This is a genomic window from Patiriisocius marinus, from assembly GCF_008974325.1.
In the GTDB taxonomy this organism is placed as follows: Bacteria; Bacteroidota; Bacteroidia; order Flavobacteriales; family Flavobacteriaceae; genus Patiriisocius; species Patiriisocius marinus.
The window spans coordinates 100,648-120,782 of sequence record NZ_BKCG01000006.1; the positions used below are offsets into that span (position 1 = coordinate 100,648).

The 20,135-nt window shown below is 32.5% G+C and carries 23 protein-coding genes; 14 read left to right on the top strand and 9 right to left on the bottom strand.

Going from position 1 to position 20,135, the window contains the following annotated elements; all coding sequences use genetic code 11:
* Nucleotides 1-111: 111 nt before the first annotated feature.
* Entirely contained in the window at nt 112-1,518 is a 1,407-nt protein-coding gene (locus GBH57_RS11590; protein WP_235904704.1) for an exonuclease domain-containing protein, read from the top strand.
* A 70-nt stretch (nt 1,519-1,588) separates the two neighbouring features.
* On the opposite strand, the gene GBH57_RS11595 is transcribed toward GBH57_RS11590, so the two are convergent.
* Entirely contained in the window at nt 1,589-2,185 is a 597-nt protein-coding gene (locus GBH57_RS11595) for a putative outer membrane beta-barrel protein (RefSeq protein WP_235904705.1), read from the bottom strand.
* Between the two features lie 244 nt (nt 2,186-2,429).
* On the opposite strand from GBH57_RS11595, the gene GBH57_RS11600 reads away from it, so the two are divergent.
* Both GBH57_RS11600 and GBH57_RS11605 read left to right on the top strand, forming a co-directional pair.
* Nucleotides 2,430-2,915, top strand: coding sequence for a ferritin-like domain-containing protein (locus GBH57_RS11600; protein ID WP_151674654.1), 486 nt, complete (start codon nt 2,430-2,432; stop codon nt 2,913-2,915).
* A gap of 131 nt (nt 2,916-3,046) precedes the next feature.
* The gene (locus GBH57_RS11605; RefSeq protein ID WP_151674655.1) at nt 3,047-4,018 is read left to right on the top strand and encodes an NAD(P)H-dependent flavin oxidoreductase; all 972 of its coding nucleotides are present in this window, start codon (nt 3,047-3,049) and stop codon (nt 4,016-4,018) included.
* A gap of 83 nt (nt 4,019-4,101) precedes the next feature.
* On the opposite strand, the gene GBH57_RS11610 is transcribed toward GBH57_RS11605, so the two are convergent.
* The 7 genes from GBH57_RS11610 to GBH57_RS11640 all read right to left on the bottom strand — a co-directional run bounded on the left by GBH57_RS11610 (nt 4,102) and on the right by GBH57_RS11640 (nt 10,708).
* Nucleotides 4,102-4,479: a hypothetical protein gene (locus GBH57_RS11610; protein WP_151674656.1), complete on the bottom strand. Its 378-nt coding sequence runs from the start codon at nt 4,477-4,479 to the stop codon at nt 4,102-4,104.
* A gap of 22 nt (nt 4,480-4,501) precedes the next feature.
* Nucleotides 4,502-6,529 carry a S9 family peptidase gene (locus GBH57_RS11615; protein ID WP_151674657.1) on the bottom strand — a complete coding sequence of 676 codons (2,028 nt, stop codon included), beginning with the start codon at nt 6,527-6,529 and terminating at the stop codon, nt 4,502-4,504.
* 121 nt (nt 6,530-6,650) lie between these two features.
* Complete coding sequence (gene ettA, locus GBH57_RS11620) at nt 6,651-8,342, bottom strand: energy-dependent translational throttle protein EttA (RefSeq protein WP_151674658.1); 1,692 nt, start codon at nt 8,340-8,342, stop codon at nt 6,651-6,653.
* Between the two features lie 75 nt (nt 8,343-8,417).
* Nucleotides 8,418-8,594, bottom strand: a complete 177-nt coding sequence (locus GBH57_RS11625; protein ID WP_235904710.1) for a CAL67264 family membrane protein — start codon at nt 8,592-8,594, stop codon at nt 8,418-8,420.
* Nucleotides 8,595-8,812: 218 nt separating this feature from the next.
* The gene (locus tag GBH57_RS11630) at nt 8,813-9,682 is read right to left on the bottom strand and encodes a pirin family protein (RefSeq protein WP_151674660.1); all 870 of its coding nucleotides are present in this window, start codon (nt 9,680-9,682) and stop codon (nt 8,813-8,815) included.
* A gap of 43 nt (nt 9,683-9,725) precedes the next feature.
* Nucleotides 9,726-10,163, bottom strand: coding sequence for a MarR family winged helix-turn-helix transcriptional regulator (locus GBH57_RS11635; protein WP_151674661.1), 438 nt, complete (start codon nt 10,161-10,163; stop codon nt 9,726-9,728).
* A gap of 8 nt (nt 10,164-10,171) precedes the next feature.
* Complete coding sequence (locus tag GBH57_RS11640) at nt 10,172-10,708, bottom strand: NADPH-dependent FMN reductase (RefSeq protein WP_151674662.1); 537 nt, start codon at nt 10,706-10,708, stop codon at nt 10,172-10,174.
* Between the two features lie 309 nt (nt 10,709-11,017).
* On the opposite strand from GBH57_RS11640, the gene GBH57_RS11645 reads away from it, so the two are divergent.
* The 10 genes from GBH57_RS11645 (at nt 11,018) to GBH57_RS11690 (ending at nt 18,983) form a co-directional block, all read left to right on the top strand.
* The gene (locus tag GBH57_RS11645) at nt 11,018-12,646 is read left to right on the top strand and encodes an acyl-CoA carboxylase subunit beta (protein ID WP_151674663.1); all 1,629 of its coding nucleotides are present in this window, start codon (nt 11,018-11,020) and stop codon (nt 12,644-12,646) included.
* Nucleotides 12,647-12,737: 91 nt separating this feature from the next.
* Nucleotides 12,738-13,454, top strand: a complete 717-nt coding sequence (locus GBH57_RS11650) for a hypothetical protein (RefSeq protein WP_151674664.1) — start codon at nt 12,738-12,740, stop codon at nt 13,452-13,454.
* Between the two features lie 25 nt (nt 13,455-13,479).
* A complete protein-coding gene (locus tag GBH57_RS11655) occupies nt 13,480-14,049 on the top strand; it encodes an NUDIX domain-containing protein (protein WP_151674665.1) in 570 nt (189 codons plus the stop codon).
* Nucleotides 14,050-14,124: 75 nt separating this feature from the next.
* Nucleotides 14,125-14,457, top strand: a complete 333-nt coding sequence (locus tag GBH57_RS11660) for an ArsR/SmtB family transcription factor (protein WP_151674666.1) — start codon at nt 14,125-14,127, stop codon at nt 14,455-14,457.
* Between the two features lie 48 nt (nt 14,458-14,505).
* Complete coding sequence (locus GBH57_RS11665; protein ID WP_151674667.1) at nt 14,506-14,973, top strand: DUF6428 family protein; 468 nt, start codon at nt 14,506-14,508, stop codon at nt 14,971-14,973.
* A gap of 18 nt (nt 14,974-14,991) precedes the next feature.
* Nucleotides 14,992-15,624: an arsenate-mycothiol transferase ArsC gene (locus tag GBH57_RS11670; RefSeq protein ID WP_151674668.1), complete on the top strand. Its 633-nt coding sequence runs from the start codon at nt 14,992-14,994 to the stop codon at nt 15,622-15,624.
* A 2-nt stretch (nt 15,625-15,626) separates the two neighbouring features.
* Nucleotides 15,627-16,685 carry an ACR3 family arsenite efflux transporter gene (gene arsB, locus GBH57_RS11675; protein ID WP_151674669.1) on the top strand — a complete coding sequence of 353 codons (1,059 nt, stop codon included), beginning with the start codon at nt 15,627-15,629 and terminating at the stop codon, nt 16,683-16,685.
* 173 nt (nt 16,686-16,858) lie between these two features.
* On the top strand, nt 16,859-17,578 hold the full coding sequence (locus GBH57_RS11680) for a 3-ketoacyl-ACP reductase (RefSeq protein ID WP_151674670.1): 720 nt from the start codon (nt 16,859-16,861) through the stop codon (nt 17,576-17,578).
* 31 nt (nt 17,579-17,609) lie between these two features.
* Nucleotides 17,610-17,936, top strand: coding sequence for a DMT family transporter (locus GBH57_RS11685; RefSeq protein ID WP_151674671.1), 327 nt, complete (start codon nt 17,610-17,612; stop codon nt 17,934-17,936).
* Between the two features lie 228 nt (nt 17,937-18,164).
* The gene (locus GBH57_RS11690) at nt 18,165-18,983 is read left to right on the top strand and encodes a DUF6503 family protein (protein ID WP_151674672.1); all 819 of its coding nucleotides are present in this window, start codon (nt 18,165-18,167) and stop codon (nt 18,981-18,983) included.
* 89 nt (nt 18,984-19,072) lie between these two features.
* Here GBH57_RS11690 and GBH57_RS11695 read toward each other — a convergent pair whose 3' ends face one another.
* Nucleotides 19,073-19,348, bottom strand: a complete 276-nt coding sequence (locus GBH57_RS11695; protein ID WP_151674733.1) for a winged helix-turn-helix transcriptional regulator — start codon at nt 19,346-19,348, stop codon at nt 19,073-19,075.
* A 158-nt stretch (nt 19,349-19,506) separates the two neighbouring features.
* Between GBH57_RS11695 and GBH57_RS11700 the strand changes: the two genes are divergently transcribed.
* Nucleotides 19,507-20,019, top strand: a complete 513-nt coding sequence (locus GBH57_RS11700) for a VOC family protein (protein WP_151674673.1) — start codon at nt 19,507-19,509, stop codon at nt 20,017-20,019.
* The last annotated feature ends 116 nt before the right edge of the window (nt 20,020-20,135 follow it).

Sequence of the window (20,135 nt, forward strand, 5' to 3'; positions counted from 1 at the left end):
TACTTATTAATAATAAATAGCTTGATGTTTACTTCGGAAATATTAAAACAACAAACAACAGGAAATTTTCCCACAACTTGGAATTAATCCAAATTACACTATCTTTGAAATGTGAATTTAAAAACAGCAAAATATACCGTAATTGATGTAGAAACAACCGGAAATGTTCGAAATGGACGAATGACGGAAATTTGTATTATCACTATTGAAAATATGGAAATTACAGATGTGTATTCATCTTTAATAAATCCTGAAGAATATATTCCTCGCAATATTATTGCGCTTACAGGAATAACTAATGAAATGGTTGCAGACGCGCCTAAGTTTCATGAAATTGCCCATATTATTGAAGAGAAAACTTGCGATGCTATTTTTGTTGCACACAACGTTAATTTTGATTTTGGCTTTCTAGCTAAAGAGTTTAAATTTTTAGGAGATAAATTTCTTAGAAAAAAACTATGTACTGTTAGGCTATCAAGAAAACTAATTCCTGGCTTGCCTTCATATAGTTTAGGGAAGCTTTGCAGATCTGTTGGCATATCTTTGAATGGTGCCCACAGAGCTGAAGCTGATACACGTGCAACCACTACCCTATTTTTTAAATTAATGAATCTAGATATTGAACAAGAGTTTGAAGTGTTCAATAACTTTTTACATAAATCGTCTAGACAAGCAACGCTCCCACCACATATTAGCACAGAAGATTTTAATAAATTACCAACAAGCACGGGAATTTATCTTTTTAAGGACAAACAAGAGAAAATTATCTATGTTGGTAAAGCTAAAAACATACAATCGAGAGTACTATCTCATTTGTATTCTAAAACTCAAAAGTCTATTGATCAATGTACTGAAACCTATCATTTAGATTTTGTTGAAACTGGAAATGAATTATGCGCCCTACTTTTAGAAGCAGATTATATTAAGAAATATTATCCGAAATTTAATAAAGCACAAAAGCGTCCTGTAAACACATTTCAGGTTATTTCATATATAAATCAACGTGGTATTATGCAATTAGCTGTTGGTAAAACGAAGAGCACTATCAATTCAGTTGCTACAATTTACAGCCAAGTTGTGGGAATTGAAACGTTAATTAAAGTTTGTGAAACATTTAATCTTTGCCCAAAATACTGCTCACTACAAACTACTAATGAACCATGTTCTCATTATAAAATTAAAGATTGTAATGGTATCTGTTCAGGAGATGAAGAAGTTGAAGTTTACAATAACCGAGTTAGAAACGCATTAAAACATCTGGAAGCTAATCGTGAAACTTATATTATTAAACACGACGGCAGGACTCCAGATGAAACTGCTATCATTTTAGTAGAACAAGGAGAATATAAAGGCTTTGGATTCATTGAAAATGACAATACAATCAACAATTTCGATGATTTTTCAAGTTACATAACCCGATATGAAAACACCTACCACACTACTAAATTGATTGCTAGTTTTGTAAAAACTAATAGTATAAGCAATAAAATTATACATCAAGAATTAGTTATGGAATGAACCCTAATTTCGAAAGTAACATAACAAATTACAAACCATTCATATTTCAGAAATGAATATTGCTGAAATATTAAATACTTAAAGAAACAGCTAAAATAAGTTGATCTGGCCTAGTATCAACTCGCGTTTGAGTGAACTCATTTAAATTAGCTTCATTCTCATTTAAACCGCGCTCATATCGAAGATCGATACCAATAGCTTCAATATTAAGTCCAATACCCACTTGCAAACCAACCGTAAAATCTTCTTGAGCATTCTCAATTGAGAAATCACCAAAGTCAGTATCTAAAATATATTGCAAGGAAGGTCCAGCAAAAACTGAAAGATGTTGTAGAAAATCAAACCCTATTAAAATAGGCGCGTCTAGCTTATCTATGGTTAAGTTAGCTCTCGAATATTCACTTTTAGTATGCGTGTATTTTAGTTCGGGTCTTATAAAAATTTTACCAAAATCTGCTTTTCCAAAAAGCCCCAAATGATACCCTACATTTCGTGATGGGTTTTCAGCAACGTTTGTCGTTTCATCAATTAGCTCACCATTTGACGCAAAATTAACCCCGGCCAAAATACCCAAACCACTCTCTTGTTGACTCCATATAAGAGTTGGAAAAAATAAAAGAACAAAAGCAAATTTCTTCAACATAGTAATCATTTCAATTTTATACATAACAATGAGTTTCTTTATAAAACTACAAATTGAATTAATTAGTATTTAAAACTAATTAAATTGGCATTACCATTAAGTAACCCTAACCTTAAACGAAGTGTAGGCTATGTTACAAATTCATTAACACTAGGTGTTAAGACTTTCTCAATTAGCATTTCTATGTGATAGTTTACTATACTAACTTCTTAATTTTATATCATTATTAATCCTCTGAAACTATCAATTCAGAAAAAAACATATAACTATGAAAACTACATTGGAAGAAGCAAAACAAGAAAATCATAAAAATCTAGTTTCAAATTTACAAGGGTTACTAGAAAAGAACTATGATGCAGAATTAGGATTTAAAAATGCATTACTTAATGCAGAAAGTCCGCTACTTAAAACATATTTAAAAAAACAAAGTGCACAACGCGCGCGTTTTGCAACGGAACTCGATAATCAAATTAGATCATTAAACGAAACTCCTATCGAATCTGGAAGTGTTACAGGATCTTTACACCGCACGTGGATGGATATTAAAAACACTTTTACAGGAGAAAATGACGAAGCTGTTTTAGAAGAATGTATTCGTGGTGAGAAAGCAAGTGTAAATGCTTATCAAGAAACATTAAAAGAGAACAATTTTCCACCTCAAATTTCATCATTACTAACAAAACAAGCTGATGAAATTAACAAAACACTATCTTCTGTAAAAAGATTAGAAGATGTAACAGATGCTTGGAGCTAATTAGATAGCGAAGTATTTAAATCCCTCAACAAATTCTGTTGAGGGATTTTTTTTTCTTTGTTTTAAAAATAGAAGCAAAGAAAGCCTTATTTTTACTGTACAAATTACTATGCGTACATAATAAATTTCCTATGGATAAAAATAAATTTACAAAAGACCTAAAACTTCCTATTGTTGCTGCCCCAATGTTTTTAATATCGGGACCAGAGCTTGTAATCGCTGCTTGTAAAAGTGGTATAGTAGGAACATTCCCTGCATTAAACCAACGTACAACAGAAGGTTTTGAAGAATGGGTTGTACAAATTAAAACAGAACTTGAAGCTTGGGAGAAAGAAACTGGTAAAAAAGCTGCACCATTTGGTGTTAACTTAATTGTCCATATGACGAACCCTCGTGTTGAAGCCGATTTAAAAGTTTGTGTAAAACATAAAGTTCCGTTGATTATTACATCGCTTGGAGCTATTTCTATGGTTGTAGATGCTGTACATAGTTATGGTGGATTAATATTTCACGACGTAATTAAAAGGCGTCACGCAGAAAAAGCTATCGAAGCTGGTGTTGATGGTCTTATTTTAGTTTGTGCAGGAGCTGGTGGACACGCCGGTACTTTAAATCCAGTTCCTTTTATAAACGAAATCAAATCTATTTTTGATGGATTTATTTTATTATCAGGAACATTAAGTACTGGACAAGATGTTGCTAGTGCTATGCAAATGGGTGCAGATTTAGCATATATGGGAACTCGCTTTATAAATACAAAAGAAAGTCTTGCAACAGATGAATATAGAGATATGATTATCGATAGTGAAACTAACGACGTTACTTATACTGCAGCAATTAGCGGTGTTGCTGCTAACTTTTTACAGAAAAGTCTAGACAAAGCTGGAGTAACTGATGAGCAATTAAAAAGCACTAAAAAAGTAGATTTTGGTAAAGAGCTTGATACCGAAGCTAAAGCTTGGAAAACTATCTGGAGTGCAGGACAAGGTGTAACTAGTATACACGACGACCCTTCAATGGCAGATTTAATTGACACTATGAAAAATCAATTCAGAGATGCAATTACAAAACAAGCTACATTACTTGATAAATATGGTGCCTAGTTAAAAGTAACTGTTTCAATATAAAATAAATGCCTAAGATAAAAATCTTAGGCATTTTTGATTTTAGTATTTCAAATGTAAATCTAATTAACTTTAATAAAATTTAGAATTTCATCCATAACATCACTCTTAGCGTGAACTGTAAAGTTATTTCCATTTGTTTCTATTATTTCACAGTTAATTTTCTTCCCAATTACACTACTAACATCCTGAGTATGATTTAATATTTCAATATACGTCATAGTATAATTGCACTCAGATGTCCAATCAATAGAAGTCTTAATGATAATATTGTCATAAGGATTAGTTTCAATCTGTAGGTTTTCTTTTCTAATAATTTTTTCTTTCCTACCCTCTTTTAAATATCTAAATTCACCTGTTTTAAAGTCAATACAACTTCTATTTTGAGAATAACTATGTACTGAAAGAAGTGTAAAAATTAAGACAAATATATGTTTCATAATATTTTAACTTGAATCGTTACTATTTCTTATCTTCAGTTCTATACTTTTCAAACCAAGCAAGCGTGTGCGCTATTTTAGTAATTAAATTACTTGGTCTTGAAGCTATACCGTGCGAGGCATCTGGAATTTCAACAAGTACAGTTTCTATTTTTCGAAGTTTAAGTGCGTGATACAATTGCTTTGCTTCACTAGGTGGTGTTCTTAAATCATTCATTCCTACCATAACCATCGTTGGCGTTTCTACATTACCCACTAATGACAATGGAGAAAATTTCCAATAGCCTTCAAAGTTTTCCCAAGGTTGCCCAAGATATCTTGAATTTGCATACCCGTAATAGTTATCTGCAACAAGCGTTTTACTAATCCAATTCATAACAGGTTTAGCCACGACAGCAGCTCTAAATCTATTATTTTTTCCAATAATCCACGCAGTCATAATCCCACCAGCACTACCACCTGTAACGTATAAATGATCAGGATCTGCAATTCCATTTGCAATCGTAACATCCACTCCATCCATTACATCATTATAATCTTCTCCTGGATAATTGTTATAGAGTAAATTTCCAAATTCCTCACCGTAGCTCGTACTTCCTCTAGGGTTAGGGTAAAACACTACATAACCAGCAGCAGCATATAGCTGAATTTCAGCAGAAAAATGTGGTCCATAATTTAATATAGGTCCTCCGTGATTTTCAATTAACAAAGGATACCTTTTAGTGGCATCATAGTCTGGCGGAAATACTAAATACCCTTGAATATCTCGTTGATCTACAGACGATTTATACCACAACTCTTCTACTTTCCCTAAAGTTCTATGGGTGAGTAAATCTTCATTCAACTGCGTAATAACAGTTGAGCTTCCTTTTTTTGAAGTAATCGCTAAATCTGCAGGTCTATCGGTTTTAGATTTTGTGTAAGCAATATCACCCTTATTTGAAACCGAAAAACTTCCACTTGCATATGGGCGACCTAAACTTGTTCCTCCTACATCATTGCAAATCTCTTTTATATTTCCGTTAAGATCTAAATATGCAATTTTAGTAAGTCCTAGGTCATTATACTGAATGTATAAACCTTTACTATTTGAATCCCATACTACACTACTGATACTCCTATCTAGTTTATCTGAAATTTTAACTTTATTACCTCCATTGATATCCATTAAATGTAAGGCTCTCAATTGGTACGCTTGTACTTTATCTATAAAACCTATGAATGCAATTTTAGAACCATCTGGTGAAACAATAGGGCTTGAATCTGGACCAGGAGATGTTGTCAATGCAGTAATCGCTAAGGTATTTGTATCAACACTATAAATTTCAGAATTTCTGAAATCGTATTCCCAATCATCATTTCTATTAGCTGAAAAATAAATTTTAGCACCATTTTTACTCCAACTCAAATTTCCGCCGTGATTAAAGTCTCCTGATGTAAGTTGGCGTGGTGTACCCCCTTCTGCACTAATTGTGAAAATGTGTCGAAAACCAGGTTTGATATAACCTGCACCATCTGCTTCGTGTTTTAATCTATCAGTAATTCTTGGAGATTTTGCCCATTTAGCGCCTTTTGGTTTTGCTGGCATTTTAGCAATTACAGGTGGCTTAGATGAAATTTTCATTGAAAAAGCAATATGTTTTCCATCTGGCGACCAACTTAAATTAGAAGGACTTCCTTCTAGCTGTGTTAATCGTGCTAATGATTTTGAATCTACCCAATACAAATATATTTCGCTACCCTGATCAGTACCTGTTGTAAAAATTATTTTTTTACCATTTGGAGACCAAGTTGCATTTTGTTGATTTCCTTCTTTATTTGTTAACTTTCTATGTTGTGATCCATCTTTATTAATTATCCATAAGTCCCCTTTACTTTTATCCTTCATTATATCAAATCCAGTTCGCCTATAAACTATTTGATTTCCGTCTGGCGAGATTTGAGGGCTACCAGCATACTCTAACTGAAAGACATCCAAAGGTTCAAAATTTGTTTGTGAGTTACCATCAATATAGATTAGTAATAATGTTAAGAGAAATAGGTGTTTCATAGTTGTTTTTTGTAATGAAATCACAAGATACTAATTAATATAAAGCATAAAAAAAGACAGTAACCCCTCATTAAGGATTACTGTCTTTAAAAAAAAATATATTGTATTACTAGCTAGACAATTATCTAACTAATTTTTTATACTTAATACGTTTAGGCATTAAATCTCCGCCAAGACGTTTCTTTTTACCTTCTTCGTATTCACTAAAACCACCTTCAAAGAAATACACTTGACTATCTCCTTCAAAAGCTAATATATGTGTACAAATTCTATCTAAAAACCATCTATCGTGACTAATTACTACTGCACAACCAGCAAAGTTTTCAAGACCTTCCTCTAAAGCTCTTAATGTATTTACATCAAGATCATTGGTAGGCTCATCCAGTAACAAAACGTTACCTTCTTCTTTTAAAGTCATTGCAAGGTGCAATCTATTACGCTCACCACCAGAGAGAAGATTTACTTTTTTGTTTTGTTCACTTCCACTAAAATTAAAACGGCTTAAGTAAGCTCTAGAGTTTACTTCTTTCCCACCCATCATAACAAGTTCTTGCTCATCACTAAAGTTTTGCCAGATTGTTTTATTAGGGTCAATATTAGAGTGTGCTTGATCTACATACGCGATTTTTGCAGTTTCTCCAGTTGTAAAGCTACCTTTATCTGGAGTTTCTTCACCCATTATCATTCTAAAGATAGTAGTTTTACCAGCACCGTTAGGTCCTATTACACCTACAATCCCTGCCTGTGGAAGACTAAAATTTAGATCCTCATAAAGCAATTTATCTCCATATGCTTTCGAAACACCTGTTGCTTCAATAACATTGGTACCTAAACGAGGACCATTAGGGATATAAATTTCTAATTTTTCATCAAGTTGTTTAGAATCTTGACTCATTAATTTATCGTAGTTTTTCAAACGTGCTTTTTGCTTTGTTTGTCTTCCTTTTGCTCCCTGTTGTACCCATTCAAGTTCGCGCTCTAACGTTTTTTGACGTTTAGAAGCTGTTTTACTTTCTTGAGCCATTCTTTTAGATTTTTGATCTAACCAAGAAGAGTAGTTTCCTTTCCAAGGAATACCTTCACCTCTATCTAGTTCTAAAATCCATCCTGCTACATTGTCAAGGAAATATCTATCGTGCGTTACAGCAATAACAGTTCCTTTGTATTGTGCTAAATGATGCTCTAACCAATGTACACTTTCAGCATCCAAGTGGTTAGTAGGCTCATCTAATAGTAATACATCTGGCTCTTGCAATAATAACCTACAAAGTGCAACTCTACGTTTTTCACCTCCAGATAATACGCCTATTTTTTTATCACCTTCTGGCGTACGTAATGCATCCATTGCAATTTCTAACTTGGTATCTAATTCCCAAGCGTTAGTTGCATCTATTTTATCTTGTAAATCTGCTTGACGAGCCATTAGCTTGTCCATTTTATCTGGATCGCTATAGTTTTCCTCAAGACCGAAATCGTCATTAATTTTATTGTATTCATCGAGAATCGCAACTGTTTCTGCAGCTCCCTCTTTTACAATTTCTAATACCGTTTTTTCAGGATCTAATTGAGGTTCTTGCTCTAAATATCCAACAGAATATCCTGGTGCAAAAACAACATCACCTTGATAGTTTTTATCAACTCCAGCGATAATTTTTAATAAGGTAGATTTACCACTACCGTTTAATCCTAGGATTCCAATTTTAGCTCCATAAAAGAAACTTAAATAAATATTTTTTAAAACTGGTGTTTGTGCATTTTGAAAGGATTTAGTCAATCCAGACATGCTAAAAATCACTTTTTTATCGTCAGCCATGTTATTATTAAATTAGTTGAATACTATTATTACTTTATTTCTATCTCTTTATTGCAACTGGTTATTTTTATAGAACTACATTCTACCTTTTAAGGCATTAAAAACCCAAGCAATTGCGAAGAAACCAATTCCTACTGCTGCAAAACCCCAACCTGCTACATCATCATATCTAAAGGCACCTAAGGCAATAAGTGCCAAGCCTACTAAAATCATTATAAAAGTTGCCCAAGCTAGGACTGTATTTTTATTCATCATACTATTAATTGTTTTGCGTCTTAAAGAAATAAACGCTCGATGGTTATAATATTAAAATATGCTTTTAGATGTTTATATACTGAAATGCCAATACAATTAATAATTAGCTAAAAACATAGTATTTCAGTAAAAAAATAAAGCAGTCGCAAATATCGGGTTTTTCTATAAAAAAAGCACTCCTAAGAGTGCTTTAAATACATGTAACTTAAATATTTTTAAGATGGTAGATACCCCATCTTTCCTTGCTGATAATCTCGTAGTGCTTCCATTATTTCAGTTTGGTTATTCATTACGTAAGGACCCCAACTTTGTATTTTCTCATTGATGGGTTCGCCGGATAAAAATAACAACATACTATCTTGCTCAGCTTTTATAGAAGCTCCATCGCCGTCTTGCTCAAACCAAACCAACTGATCTTCGTTCAATTCTAAAGTTGTTGTGTCATTGATTGCCACCTTTCCTTTTAACAAATACAAGAGGGATTGATGACTTTTAGAAATTTTCAGGTTAAAAAAACCAGCTTCTTTTGCGTGAATCATATAAGCATTCACGGGAGTTTGTGTTGCAATACGCCCATTAGATCCATCCAATTCTCCTGCGATTACTTTAACTGAAACCTTCTCATCAGCAGAATTCACCAAAAGGAATTTTTCGTTTTCTACATGTTGGTAATTTGCTGGTATCATTTTCTTTGCAGCGGGAAGGTTTAGCCATAATTGTATTCCTTCAAGTTCACCTCCTTTTTTAACAAATTCCTTTGTTGGTCCTTCTGCATGAATAATACCTCTTCCAGCAGTTGTCCATTGAACATCACCTGCTTTTACTACACTTTCATTACCCAAGGAGTCACGATGTAATTGCTCACCTTGGATTAAAAATGTAATGGGCTCAAAACCACGATGTGGATGTGGACCAAGATCAAACGGATTATTAAATTCGTTAATTGGATAAGGGCCATAATGATGTAAAAGCACAAATGGATCTAGTAACTCAATTTCTTGCGTAGGGATTGGTTGGCGCAATTTAATGGGTCCCATATTTACAAAATCGCTTCTCCCTAATTTTTTAATGCTATTATATTTCATAACTATTGCTTTATCGTTTTAATAATAAAACGTGTTCTTTTTCCTATCTTATTTTATCTAACAAGTCACTTAATATTGCTGCCTCTTTTAGTGTTAGATTTTCTAAAAGATCTTTTCGGTTTGCTGTATCTATTTGAGATAAAAGCTCTTGCCCTTGATGCGTGATTTTAATATGCACTACTCGCCTATCACTAGCACAAGCCACACGCTCAATAAAATTTTTATTAGTCAATTTATCCATTAACCTTGTTGCATTAGGCGCTCTTTCTAACATTCTATCTTTAATAGTTTGTACAGAAATTGCTTCATCAGCACCTCTTAGAATACGCAGAATATTGTACTGCTGTGGAGAGATACCAAAAGGTTTAAAAAATGTATTTTGTTTTGTTTGAATCCAACTAGCAGTGTACATTATATTGAGTAATGCTTTTATTTTATCGTTTGGAAACTCACTATTTATATCTTTTGAAAGATCACCCATACTACTGTTTATTGAAAAATTGCTTGTGAGAATTTTGCTAATTCTGCTTCAAAGTTTTGCTTTAAAATAGGGTCTGCAATACCATTTTCGGAAAAATTGTCGTTAAAACTTGGCAGCGAAAAAGCTGCAACCACATTACCTCCCATAAAAGGGAAACGCCCCATTGCTATATCTAAAACAGTAGCCCCACCTCTTGCACCTGGAGAAGTTGCCATTAAAAACATAGGCACATTACTCCATAATTTTCCATCAATACGGGACATCCAATCGAATAAATTTTTAAACACCGTTGCATACGCCCCATTATGTTCGGCTAATGAAAGTACAATACCATCAGCTAATTTTATTTTATCTAAAAATTGAGTTGCTACTTCTGGAATTCCGTGTTCTATTTCGTAGTCGATACCATATAAAGGCAAACTAAAATCGTTTAAATCTAACACTTCTGTTTTCGAATCAACTACCTGTTCTGCTGTAAAAACAGCTAATTGCTTATTGATTGAAACTTTACTATTACTTCCTGCAAATGCGATGATGTTTTTCATAATTATCTCTAGTTTTATCTATATCAATAGATGTCTATTCTTAAATTTTACACTACAAAGATACAAAAAATAAACAATATATTCCTAGGAATATATTTCCGTGGAATCTATATATGATTAATTTGTATCCTTCTAAGTAATGCGTTTATTAAAATTTATGGTTAATTATTTAGATAAATATTGGTAATTACCTAGTTGTCAAAGGGTAAATTTCTAGCACATTTCAGAAAAAATATAATATCATTTAATTGCAACTGTGTCTACTGTAATTTTTGGATAATTTGTATTTTAGCTGAAAACAACATACACGTGGATATTAAGTTCAACAAAAACGAAGATCATAATAAATTATTAGCGTCAGACCTACGACAACGCTTTACTAAAGTGAAACTTGGAGGTGGTGAAAAACGAATTGAAAAACATCATGCGAAAGGCAAAATGACTGCCCGAGAGCGTATTGATTATTTACTAGACGATAAAAAATCAAGTATTGAAATAGGTGCTTTTGCTGGCGATGGTATGTATAAAGAACACGGCGGTTGCCCTAGTGGAGGTGTCGTTGTTAAAATAGGATATGTAAAAGGAAAACAATGTATAGTTGTAGCTAATGATGCTACTGTAAAAGCTGGCGCTTGGTTTCCTATTACTGGAAAGAAAAATTTACGCGCACAGGAAATTTCTATTGAAAATAAACTTCCTATAATATATTTAGTTGATAGTGCCGGTGTGTATTTACCAATGCAAGATGAAATTTTTCCTGATAAGGAACATTTTGGACGCATATTTAGAAATAACGCCGTAATGAGTAGTATGGGTATTACCCAAATATCTGCTGTTATGGGTAGCTGTGTTGCCGGCGGTGCTTACTTACCTATAATGAGTGACGAAGCTATTATCGTTGATAAAACCGGTAGTATTTTCCTTGCAGGAAGTTACCTAGTAAAAGCAGCCATAGGCGAAAGTATTGATAACGAAACATTAGGTGGTGCAACTACGCACTGCGAAATAAGTGGCGTTACTGACTATAAAGCGAAAGACGATAAAGATGCACTTGACACTATTAAGAACATAGTTTCTAAAATAGGGGATTATGATAAGGCAGGATACAATCGTGAAAAACCTGCTAAACCAAAATTAGATCCTAAAGATATTTTTGGGATTCTTCCAAAATCTAGAGCAGACCAATACGATATGCGCGAAATTATATCGCGTATTGTTGATGATAGTGACTTTGAAGAATATAAAGAAGGATATGGACAAACCATACTTACTGGTTATGCACGCATTGATGGCTGGGCTGTTGGTATTGTTGCTAATCAACGTAAACTAGTCAAAACCAAAAACGGCGAGATGCAATTTGGTGGTGTTATTTATAGTGACAGTGCTGACAAAGCAACTCGCTTTATTGCCAACTGTAATCAGAAAAAAATTCCTTTAGTTTTTTTACAGGATGTAACTGGATTTATGGTAGGTAGTAAAAGTGAACACGGTGGTATAATTAAAGATGGCGCTAAAATGGTAAATGCTGTAAGTAATAGTGTTGTGCCTAAGTTTACTATAATTATAGGAAACAGTTACGGAGCTGGAAACTACGCAATGTGCGGTAAAGCTTACGATCCTAGATTAATCGCAGCTTGGCCAAGCGCGGAACTTGCGGTAATGAGTGGAAATAGTGCTGCTAAAGTATTATTACAAATCGAAACTGCTTCACTTAAAAAGAAAGGTGAAGCTATTACTCCTGAAGTTGAAAAGGAATTATACGACAGAATTAAAGCTAGATACGACGAGCAAATTTCACCTTATTATGCAGCGAGCAGAATATGGACTGATGCTGTTATTGATCCATTAGATACTAGAACATGGATTAGTATGGGTATTGAAGCTGCTAACCACGCTCCTATCGAAAAACCTTTTAACTTAGGAGTAATACAAGTTTAACTGAAATACTAATAAGCCTGCCTGTCCTGAAAATATCAAGATAAGCAGGCTTTTTTTTATAATAGGTTGTATATAATTTGAAAAAAAACGTATGCGAAAATTCATCTTTTTACTTTCTATTGGAATTTTGAGTTGTAATTCTCAACAGAAAAAAGAAAATATTCAATCTTTAAAAACTGAATCCAAAACTGTAGAAAGATTATCTGGAAAACAAATCGTGTCTGAACTGGATAACCTTGAGTTTTTCAACCTAGTTGAAGCTTCTGAATTAGAAATTGTTAAAAAGGGATTTGCGGAATCAAAAAATAAATGGAATTTCTTTTCTGGAACAATGCGTGGAGAGACAACTGATTATACTGATAATCGTTTTTATTCTGTCGATTGTGAAGTATTATTTGAAAGTGGAGGATTAACTGAATATTTAAATAAAGTCAAGTTATCATTCGAAAAATTAGGTTTAAAATTGAGCTATACGAATGAAAAAAGTGAGCAGATAGAAAACTATTGGAAACATACAATAGAATTAAACGGAACTGAATACATAGCATTCAATGGTAATTTTACTGAATATAATTGGGTAATTGCATATCTTAATTTTATAAAAATGCTCAATATGGAATTAACAAATCAAAAAAGCGAAAACAGATTTTATCCAATAAAATGTGGTAATGATGGAGAAATGGTGTTGTTAACTTTTAAACAATTTGATTTTATTAAATCTCAATTTCCGGATGACAATGAACATCCAAAAAGATTAATACAATGGAAAAATATAAATGGGTTTAAAAATTTAACATCGCAATACTAAAAACCACCGTACCATAAAATTTTACATGAACTATCGCATTATTAAAGAGGAATTAGTTTTTGATGATTATTTCAAAATTAAGAAGGCAACAATTGAACACGAATTATTTAATTCTAAAACAATTGAAGTAAACAGAATGTGTTTTGAAAGAGGTGATTCCGTTGCAATACTTATTTACGAAAAAGATACCGACACTTTACTTTTCACAAACCAATTTAGATATCCTACTATAAAAGATAAAGATGGTTGGATTCTTGAGCTTACTGCAGGTACAATTGAAAATGGTGAAGATCCTGTAGAACGAGTGAAAAAAGAAGTTGAAGAAGAAATTGGATATGACATAACGAAAATTTCATTTATTAATTCGTTTTTTGTCTCCCCTGGTGGAACCTCGGAAAGAATATTACTGTATTATTCTGAAGTAAATTCGGCTGACAAAATTTTTAAAGGTGGTGGAATGAAATATGAAAAAGAAGATATCCAGCTTGTTAAATTAAAAACTAAAGAAGTAATAAATCATCTTAAAAACAATCAATTTAGAGATGCTAAAACCATCATTGGTTTACAATGGTTTTTAATTAATAACATTAAATAATCAATAAAACACTAAAATTACTTTGTTCACAATCATATTAATCGTAATATTGCAATAGATTAATAAATGAAAATTATGGGATTAGCTAAAACCGAAATGTTTACAGATCAACAAAACGAAATTGCACTTTTTGCAAAAGTGTTTGGTCATCCTGCACGCGTATCAATTCTACAACACTTGTTTAAAATTAACTCCTGTGTTTGTGGAGATTTAGTAAACGAAATAGGATTAGCTCAACCTACAATCTCACAGCATTTAAAAGAATTAAAACTATTAGGGTTAATTAAAGGAAGTGTTGAAGGAACAAGTGTTTGTTACTGTATCCATAAAGAAAACTGGATTGCAATGAAAAGTGTTATGTCTCAATTTTTAAATCAAGATATAACTCAAGAAAACAAATGTTGCTAAAAAAATTTCGCTGTATTAATCGCATAATCGCAATAAACAAATAACTTTATGAAACTATCTCAAGTAAAAATAGCATTAGAAAAATTAGAAACTATTGGGTTTCAATTACCAAATGGAACCTTAGTTCCTAATCACTTTCACGTTACCGAGGTTGGAAAAATTACGAAACACTTTATTGATTGCGGTGGGACTATTCGTAATGAAGAAGTTGTAAACTTTCAATTATGGAATGCAAATGACTATGACCATCGATTACACCCCGAAAAATTATTAAGCATTATTGAACTTTCTGAAAAAGTTTTAGGCATTGAAGATTTAGAAATCGAAGTCGAGTATCAAGCAGATACTATTGGGAAATTCGGACTTGAATTTGACGGAGAATTTTTCTTATTAACGAATAAGCAAACTGATTGTCTAGCAAAAGATAATTGTGGAATTCCTGCTGAAAAACCAAAGCTAAAATTTTCTGAAATGCCAACCGGAAACTCCTGCGAACCAGGAAGTGGTTGTTGCTAAAACTTCAAAACTAAAATTATGACACTAAAACATACTAATTTATTTCCGAAAATTGAGCGCGTAATTAAAAGCTTAGAACTTGAAACTATATCGGAAACGAGAAAAGAAACTTTAAGGCCACTAACTGAGTTTATTCAATCTAAAGTTTCAAGCAAACAAAAAATTAGGATCAATTTTATCTGTACGCATAATTCGCGAAGAAGTCATTTATCGCAAGTTTGGGCACAAACTATGGCACATGGTTTTGGCATTGAAAATGTGTACTGTTATTCTGGTGGAACGGAAAGCACAGCACTTTTTCCTATGGCTGCAGAAACACTTCAAAACTCAGGTTTTGAAGTGAGTAAAATTTCAGAAGGAAACAACCCTATTTACAGTATTAAATTTAGCGAAAACGAACATCCTATTATTGGATTTTCAAAAAAGCTAGACGACGATTTTAACCCAAAATCTGAATTTGCAGCTATATTAACTTGTGACTCCGCTAATGAAGCTTGTCCTTTTGTTCCGGGAGCTGAAAAACGAATCCCAATTACCTTTGAAGATCCAAAAGCATTTGACAATACACCACAACAAGCTGAAAAATACTACGAACGAAGCATCCAAATTGCAACAGAATTACTGTACGTTTTCTCACAAATCAATTCTTAAAAATGGCAACAAAAAAACTAAGTTTTCTCGATAGAAATTTAACCCTTTGGATATTTGTTGCAATGGCAATAGGTGTTGGACTCGGTTATTTTATCCCATCTTTCCCAAGCATCATTAATACCTTTAATAGTGGTACAACAAATATCCCAATCGCTATTGGGTTAATTTTAATGATGTATCCACCGTTAGCTAAAGTGAATTACTCTTTATTACCAAAAGTATTTCGCAACACTAAAATACTTTCAGTATCATTGATTCTTAACTGGATTATTGGCCCAGTTTTAATGTTTATTTTAGCAATTACTTTTTTACGAGATTACCCAGAATATATGGTAGGACTTATTTTAATAGGCCTAGCTCGATGTATTGCAATGGTTTTAGTATGGAACGATCTTGCGGAAGGAAGTAGTGAATACGGTGCAGGTTTAGTAGCATTAAATAGTATTTTCCAGGTTTTTGCATACAGTTTTTATGCCTGGCTTTTTATCACAGTACTCCCTCCCTACTTTGGGTTTGAAGGTGCTATTGTTGATATTTCAATAAGTACTATTGCCGAAAGTGTCGCCATTTATTTAGGTATTCCGTTTGTCTTAGGAATATTAAGTCGTTTAATATTAGTAAAGTTGAAAGGTGAAGAATGGTACACTAACACGTTTATTCCCGCAATTTCTCCAATAACACTCATTGCATTGTTATTTACCATAGTCATAATGTTCTCTTTAAAAGGAGAATTAATTGTAAAAATCCCAATGGATGTATTAATTATTGCTGTTCCATTACTTATCTATTTTACATTAATGTTTATCATTGGCTTTTTCTTTACAAAAGCAATGGGAGCAGAATATGACAAGACTGCAGCGGTTGCATTTACAGCAGCTGGAAACAATTTTGAATTAGCAATTGCAGTAGCTATCGCAGTATTTGGTTTAAATTCAGGACAAGCATTTGCGGGAGTTATTGGGCCCTTAGTTGAAGTACCAGCTTTAATTTTATTAGTAAGGGTTTCGTTTTGGCTTCGGAAAAAATATTACGGAAAACCTGCTCATAAAATTAACAATTAGCCACAAATCTAGCATTTCCGAAGTGATAATTTTACGATTCTTTTGATTATGATTATTAAAAAATCAATTGCATTATTAGCTATATAATCAATAATAATCTCATTACTTTCGTGTATGACGGAGGCAGCTAAAGCTAAGTATACATTTAACGATTAAGAAAAAGTAAATTATATATAAAGATGTTGAAAAATAAAAAAGCTATAATTACTGGTGGCGGAAGAGGTTTAGGAAAAGCCACAGCAATTGCATTTGCAAAAGAAGGAATTGATGTTGCTATCACAGGAAGAAATGAAACCGTTTTAAAAGAGACCGTTTCGGAAATTGAAGGCTATGGCGTAAAAGCTATCTACTCAGTATTTGACGTTGGAAATTACGAAGAGGTACAAACGAGTATTAAAAGTATTATTGAAAAATTAGGATCGATTGATATTTTAGTCAATAATGCAGGTATAGCAGCTTTTGGGACTTTAAACGAAATGGAAGTTAGCCAATGGAGTCAAATAATCCAAACCAACGTAATGGGTATGTATTATGTAACTAAAGAAGTTTTACCACATTTAATAAACCAAAACGAAGGTGATATTATTAATATATCATCTACTGCAGGTTTAAGCGGAAATGCTACTACATCAGCTTATTCAGCTTCAAAATTTGCCGTAATTGGGATGTCTGAATCTTTAATGAAAGAGGTTCGAAAAAATAATATTAGAGTGTGTACTTTAACTCCTAGCACCATCGCTTCAGATATGTCTATAGGTTTAGGTATTGCAGATAAAGATTCTGAAGACAGTGTGTTACAACCTGAAGATTTTGCCGAATTAATAGTAGCAGGACTTACATTGCCAAGAAGAGCAATGCTTAAGAGTGCTTCATTATGGTCTACAAATCCATAATTTACTCCATTACCACTTAATTTATATTCATATGAATTGGATACTTCTAATAATCGCAGGGCTATTTGAAGTAGCTTTTGCTGCTTGCTTAGGAAAGGCAAAAGAAACTACGGGAATTGAAACCACCTACTGGTATATAGGTTTTATTGTTTGTTTAGCTGTAAGTATGCTTTTATTAGTAAAGGCAACACAGGAATTACCTATTGGCACAGCGTATGCTGTATGGACAGGTATTGGTGCTATTGGCACCGTGTTAGTTGGTATTTTTATATTTAAAGAACCAGCTACTTTCTGGCGTTTATTCTTTATTTCTACTTTGATAATTTCAATTGTGGGTTTGAAAGTTGCCTCACATTAATGTTAGTTATTTTAATATGACTAAACAGCATTAATTAACTAGAATAATAGCTTTTTCTATAACTAATTTATACAACAGCGCTAAACTGAACACTCTTTAGCGCTGTTTCTATAGTATCAAATTCGTTTAAAATAGGTGAATACTATTTCTGAAATATTAAAAAAGTTAAAATTGTTTGCAATAACTAAACGATTAGTTAGGTTTGTCTATTAACTAAATTAAAAATCTATGAAACTAAAATTAACTTCCATCTTTATTTTAAGTATTGTGCTAATTTCTTGTAAAAGTGAAATTACAAAACAAGAGGTTATAGAAAGTAATGCCACTTACCAAAACAAGGGTCGCGAATTGGTTTCTAAAACATTAGATAAGCTTGGAATCTATAATGATTTACTTGAGAGAAAGGATGTTGTTTACACTTATAGTTACCAAACACCTGATGGAAAAAAAGACATTTCTACAGAAAAATATCTTTTCGATGGAGAGTTATCGTATGGATTATATGATAAACATGAACGAACATTCCCTGATTTAACAGGACAGATTGAACAAGGTTATGATGGTGAAACATTTTGGCTTAGACATAACGGAGAAACCTTAAATGATACTACGCGATTAAAAAGAGTAGCTTTTAATAGACCTACCAATTTTTATTGGTTCGCTATGATGCAGAAATTGCTAGATCCAGGTTTGATATATGACTATTTAGGAGAGAAAAAAATAAACAATACTAATTATGAAATTGTAAAAATCAGTTTTACTTCTAAGGATAATAAGCCTACTGATATCTATCAACTCTATATTAATAAAGAAACATTATTTATAGACCAATTTCTCTTTACTGTGGCAGATTACGGTGTTGTAGAAACACCATTTTTAATGATACTTAAATATGAAGAAATAGATGACTTATGGATTCCTTCTAAGCGTCTTTACAAGAAATCTAATTGGGAAGCAGACGTACTCGAAGGTCCCTGGATAAAAGTAAACTGGTCAGATATTAAGTTTAATAACAATTTATCTAAAACTGATTTTACTAACATGTAAAACATAACCTTAACTAATATTGCTTCAAAACACTAAACTTGATTAGATAATCAGGTTTTAGTGTTTTATTAGTTAAAATGTAAATAACATTAGTGCTTGCTATCCTCTAATCCCCAAGAATCAAGGCTTCTTAAAATACCTTCAAGCGAAAAGCCTCTTTCACTTAACTTATACTCTACTTTAGGAGGAACAACCGGAAAAATTTTTCTAATAACAAGTCCATCTTTCTCTAATTCCCTAACTGTTTGTGTAAACATTTTATTAGATATTCCAGGGATTTTCTTTTGCAAAACACCAGAACGTACACCTCCGTTGAGAAGGTGAAACAATATTAATGGTTTCCACTTAGTCCCTATTAAACTCATAGTATAATTTAATGGACAAACTATATCTTTATTCAAATTAATTTAGTTATATTTTATTAATAATCAGCAATTTACTCGTTTAAGTAACTATAGTACTTTTTTGTAAGTTATTGCTAATAAAGCAAATATAATTTAATTTTACATTCTAAATTTATAATATGAAAGAAACTAAAAATTATCCCAAATCATTTTCTCATATTGGAATTACAGTTCCCAATATTAAAGAAGCTGTAACTTTTTATTCTGAAGTTATGGGTTGGTACATTATTATGGAACCATCCACTGTAAAAAAAGAAAAAGAAACAGCTATTGGGCAGATGTGCATTGATGTTTTCGGAGAAGATTGGACGGAATTTGAAATAGCACATTTAGCAACTTCCGACGGTGTTGGAATTGAATTATTTTCTTTCCCAAATGGAATTAAAGAAGCCCCAGAATTTAACCCTTTCAATACTGGGCTTTTTCACTTCTGTATTCAAGATCCAAATATTGAAGATTTAATTGATAAAATAGTGGCTAAAGGTGGTAAACAGAGGATGCCCATTAGAGAATATTACCCTAATGAAAAACCTTTTAAAATGTGTTATGTTGAAGACCCTTTTGGAATCGTTTTTGAGATATACACACATAGTTACGAATTAACATACTCGTCAGGTGCTTATTCAAGATAGCTGTTGTTGTTTTTAAAATAAACTTTAAAAAAAAGTATCCTTTTTAATCTTTTATAGTCTACTTATTGAACATTAAAATATATAAATATGAATACTTGTAAATGCACAAACTGTAA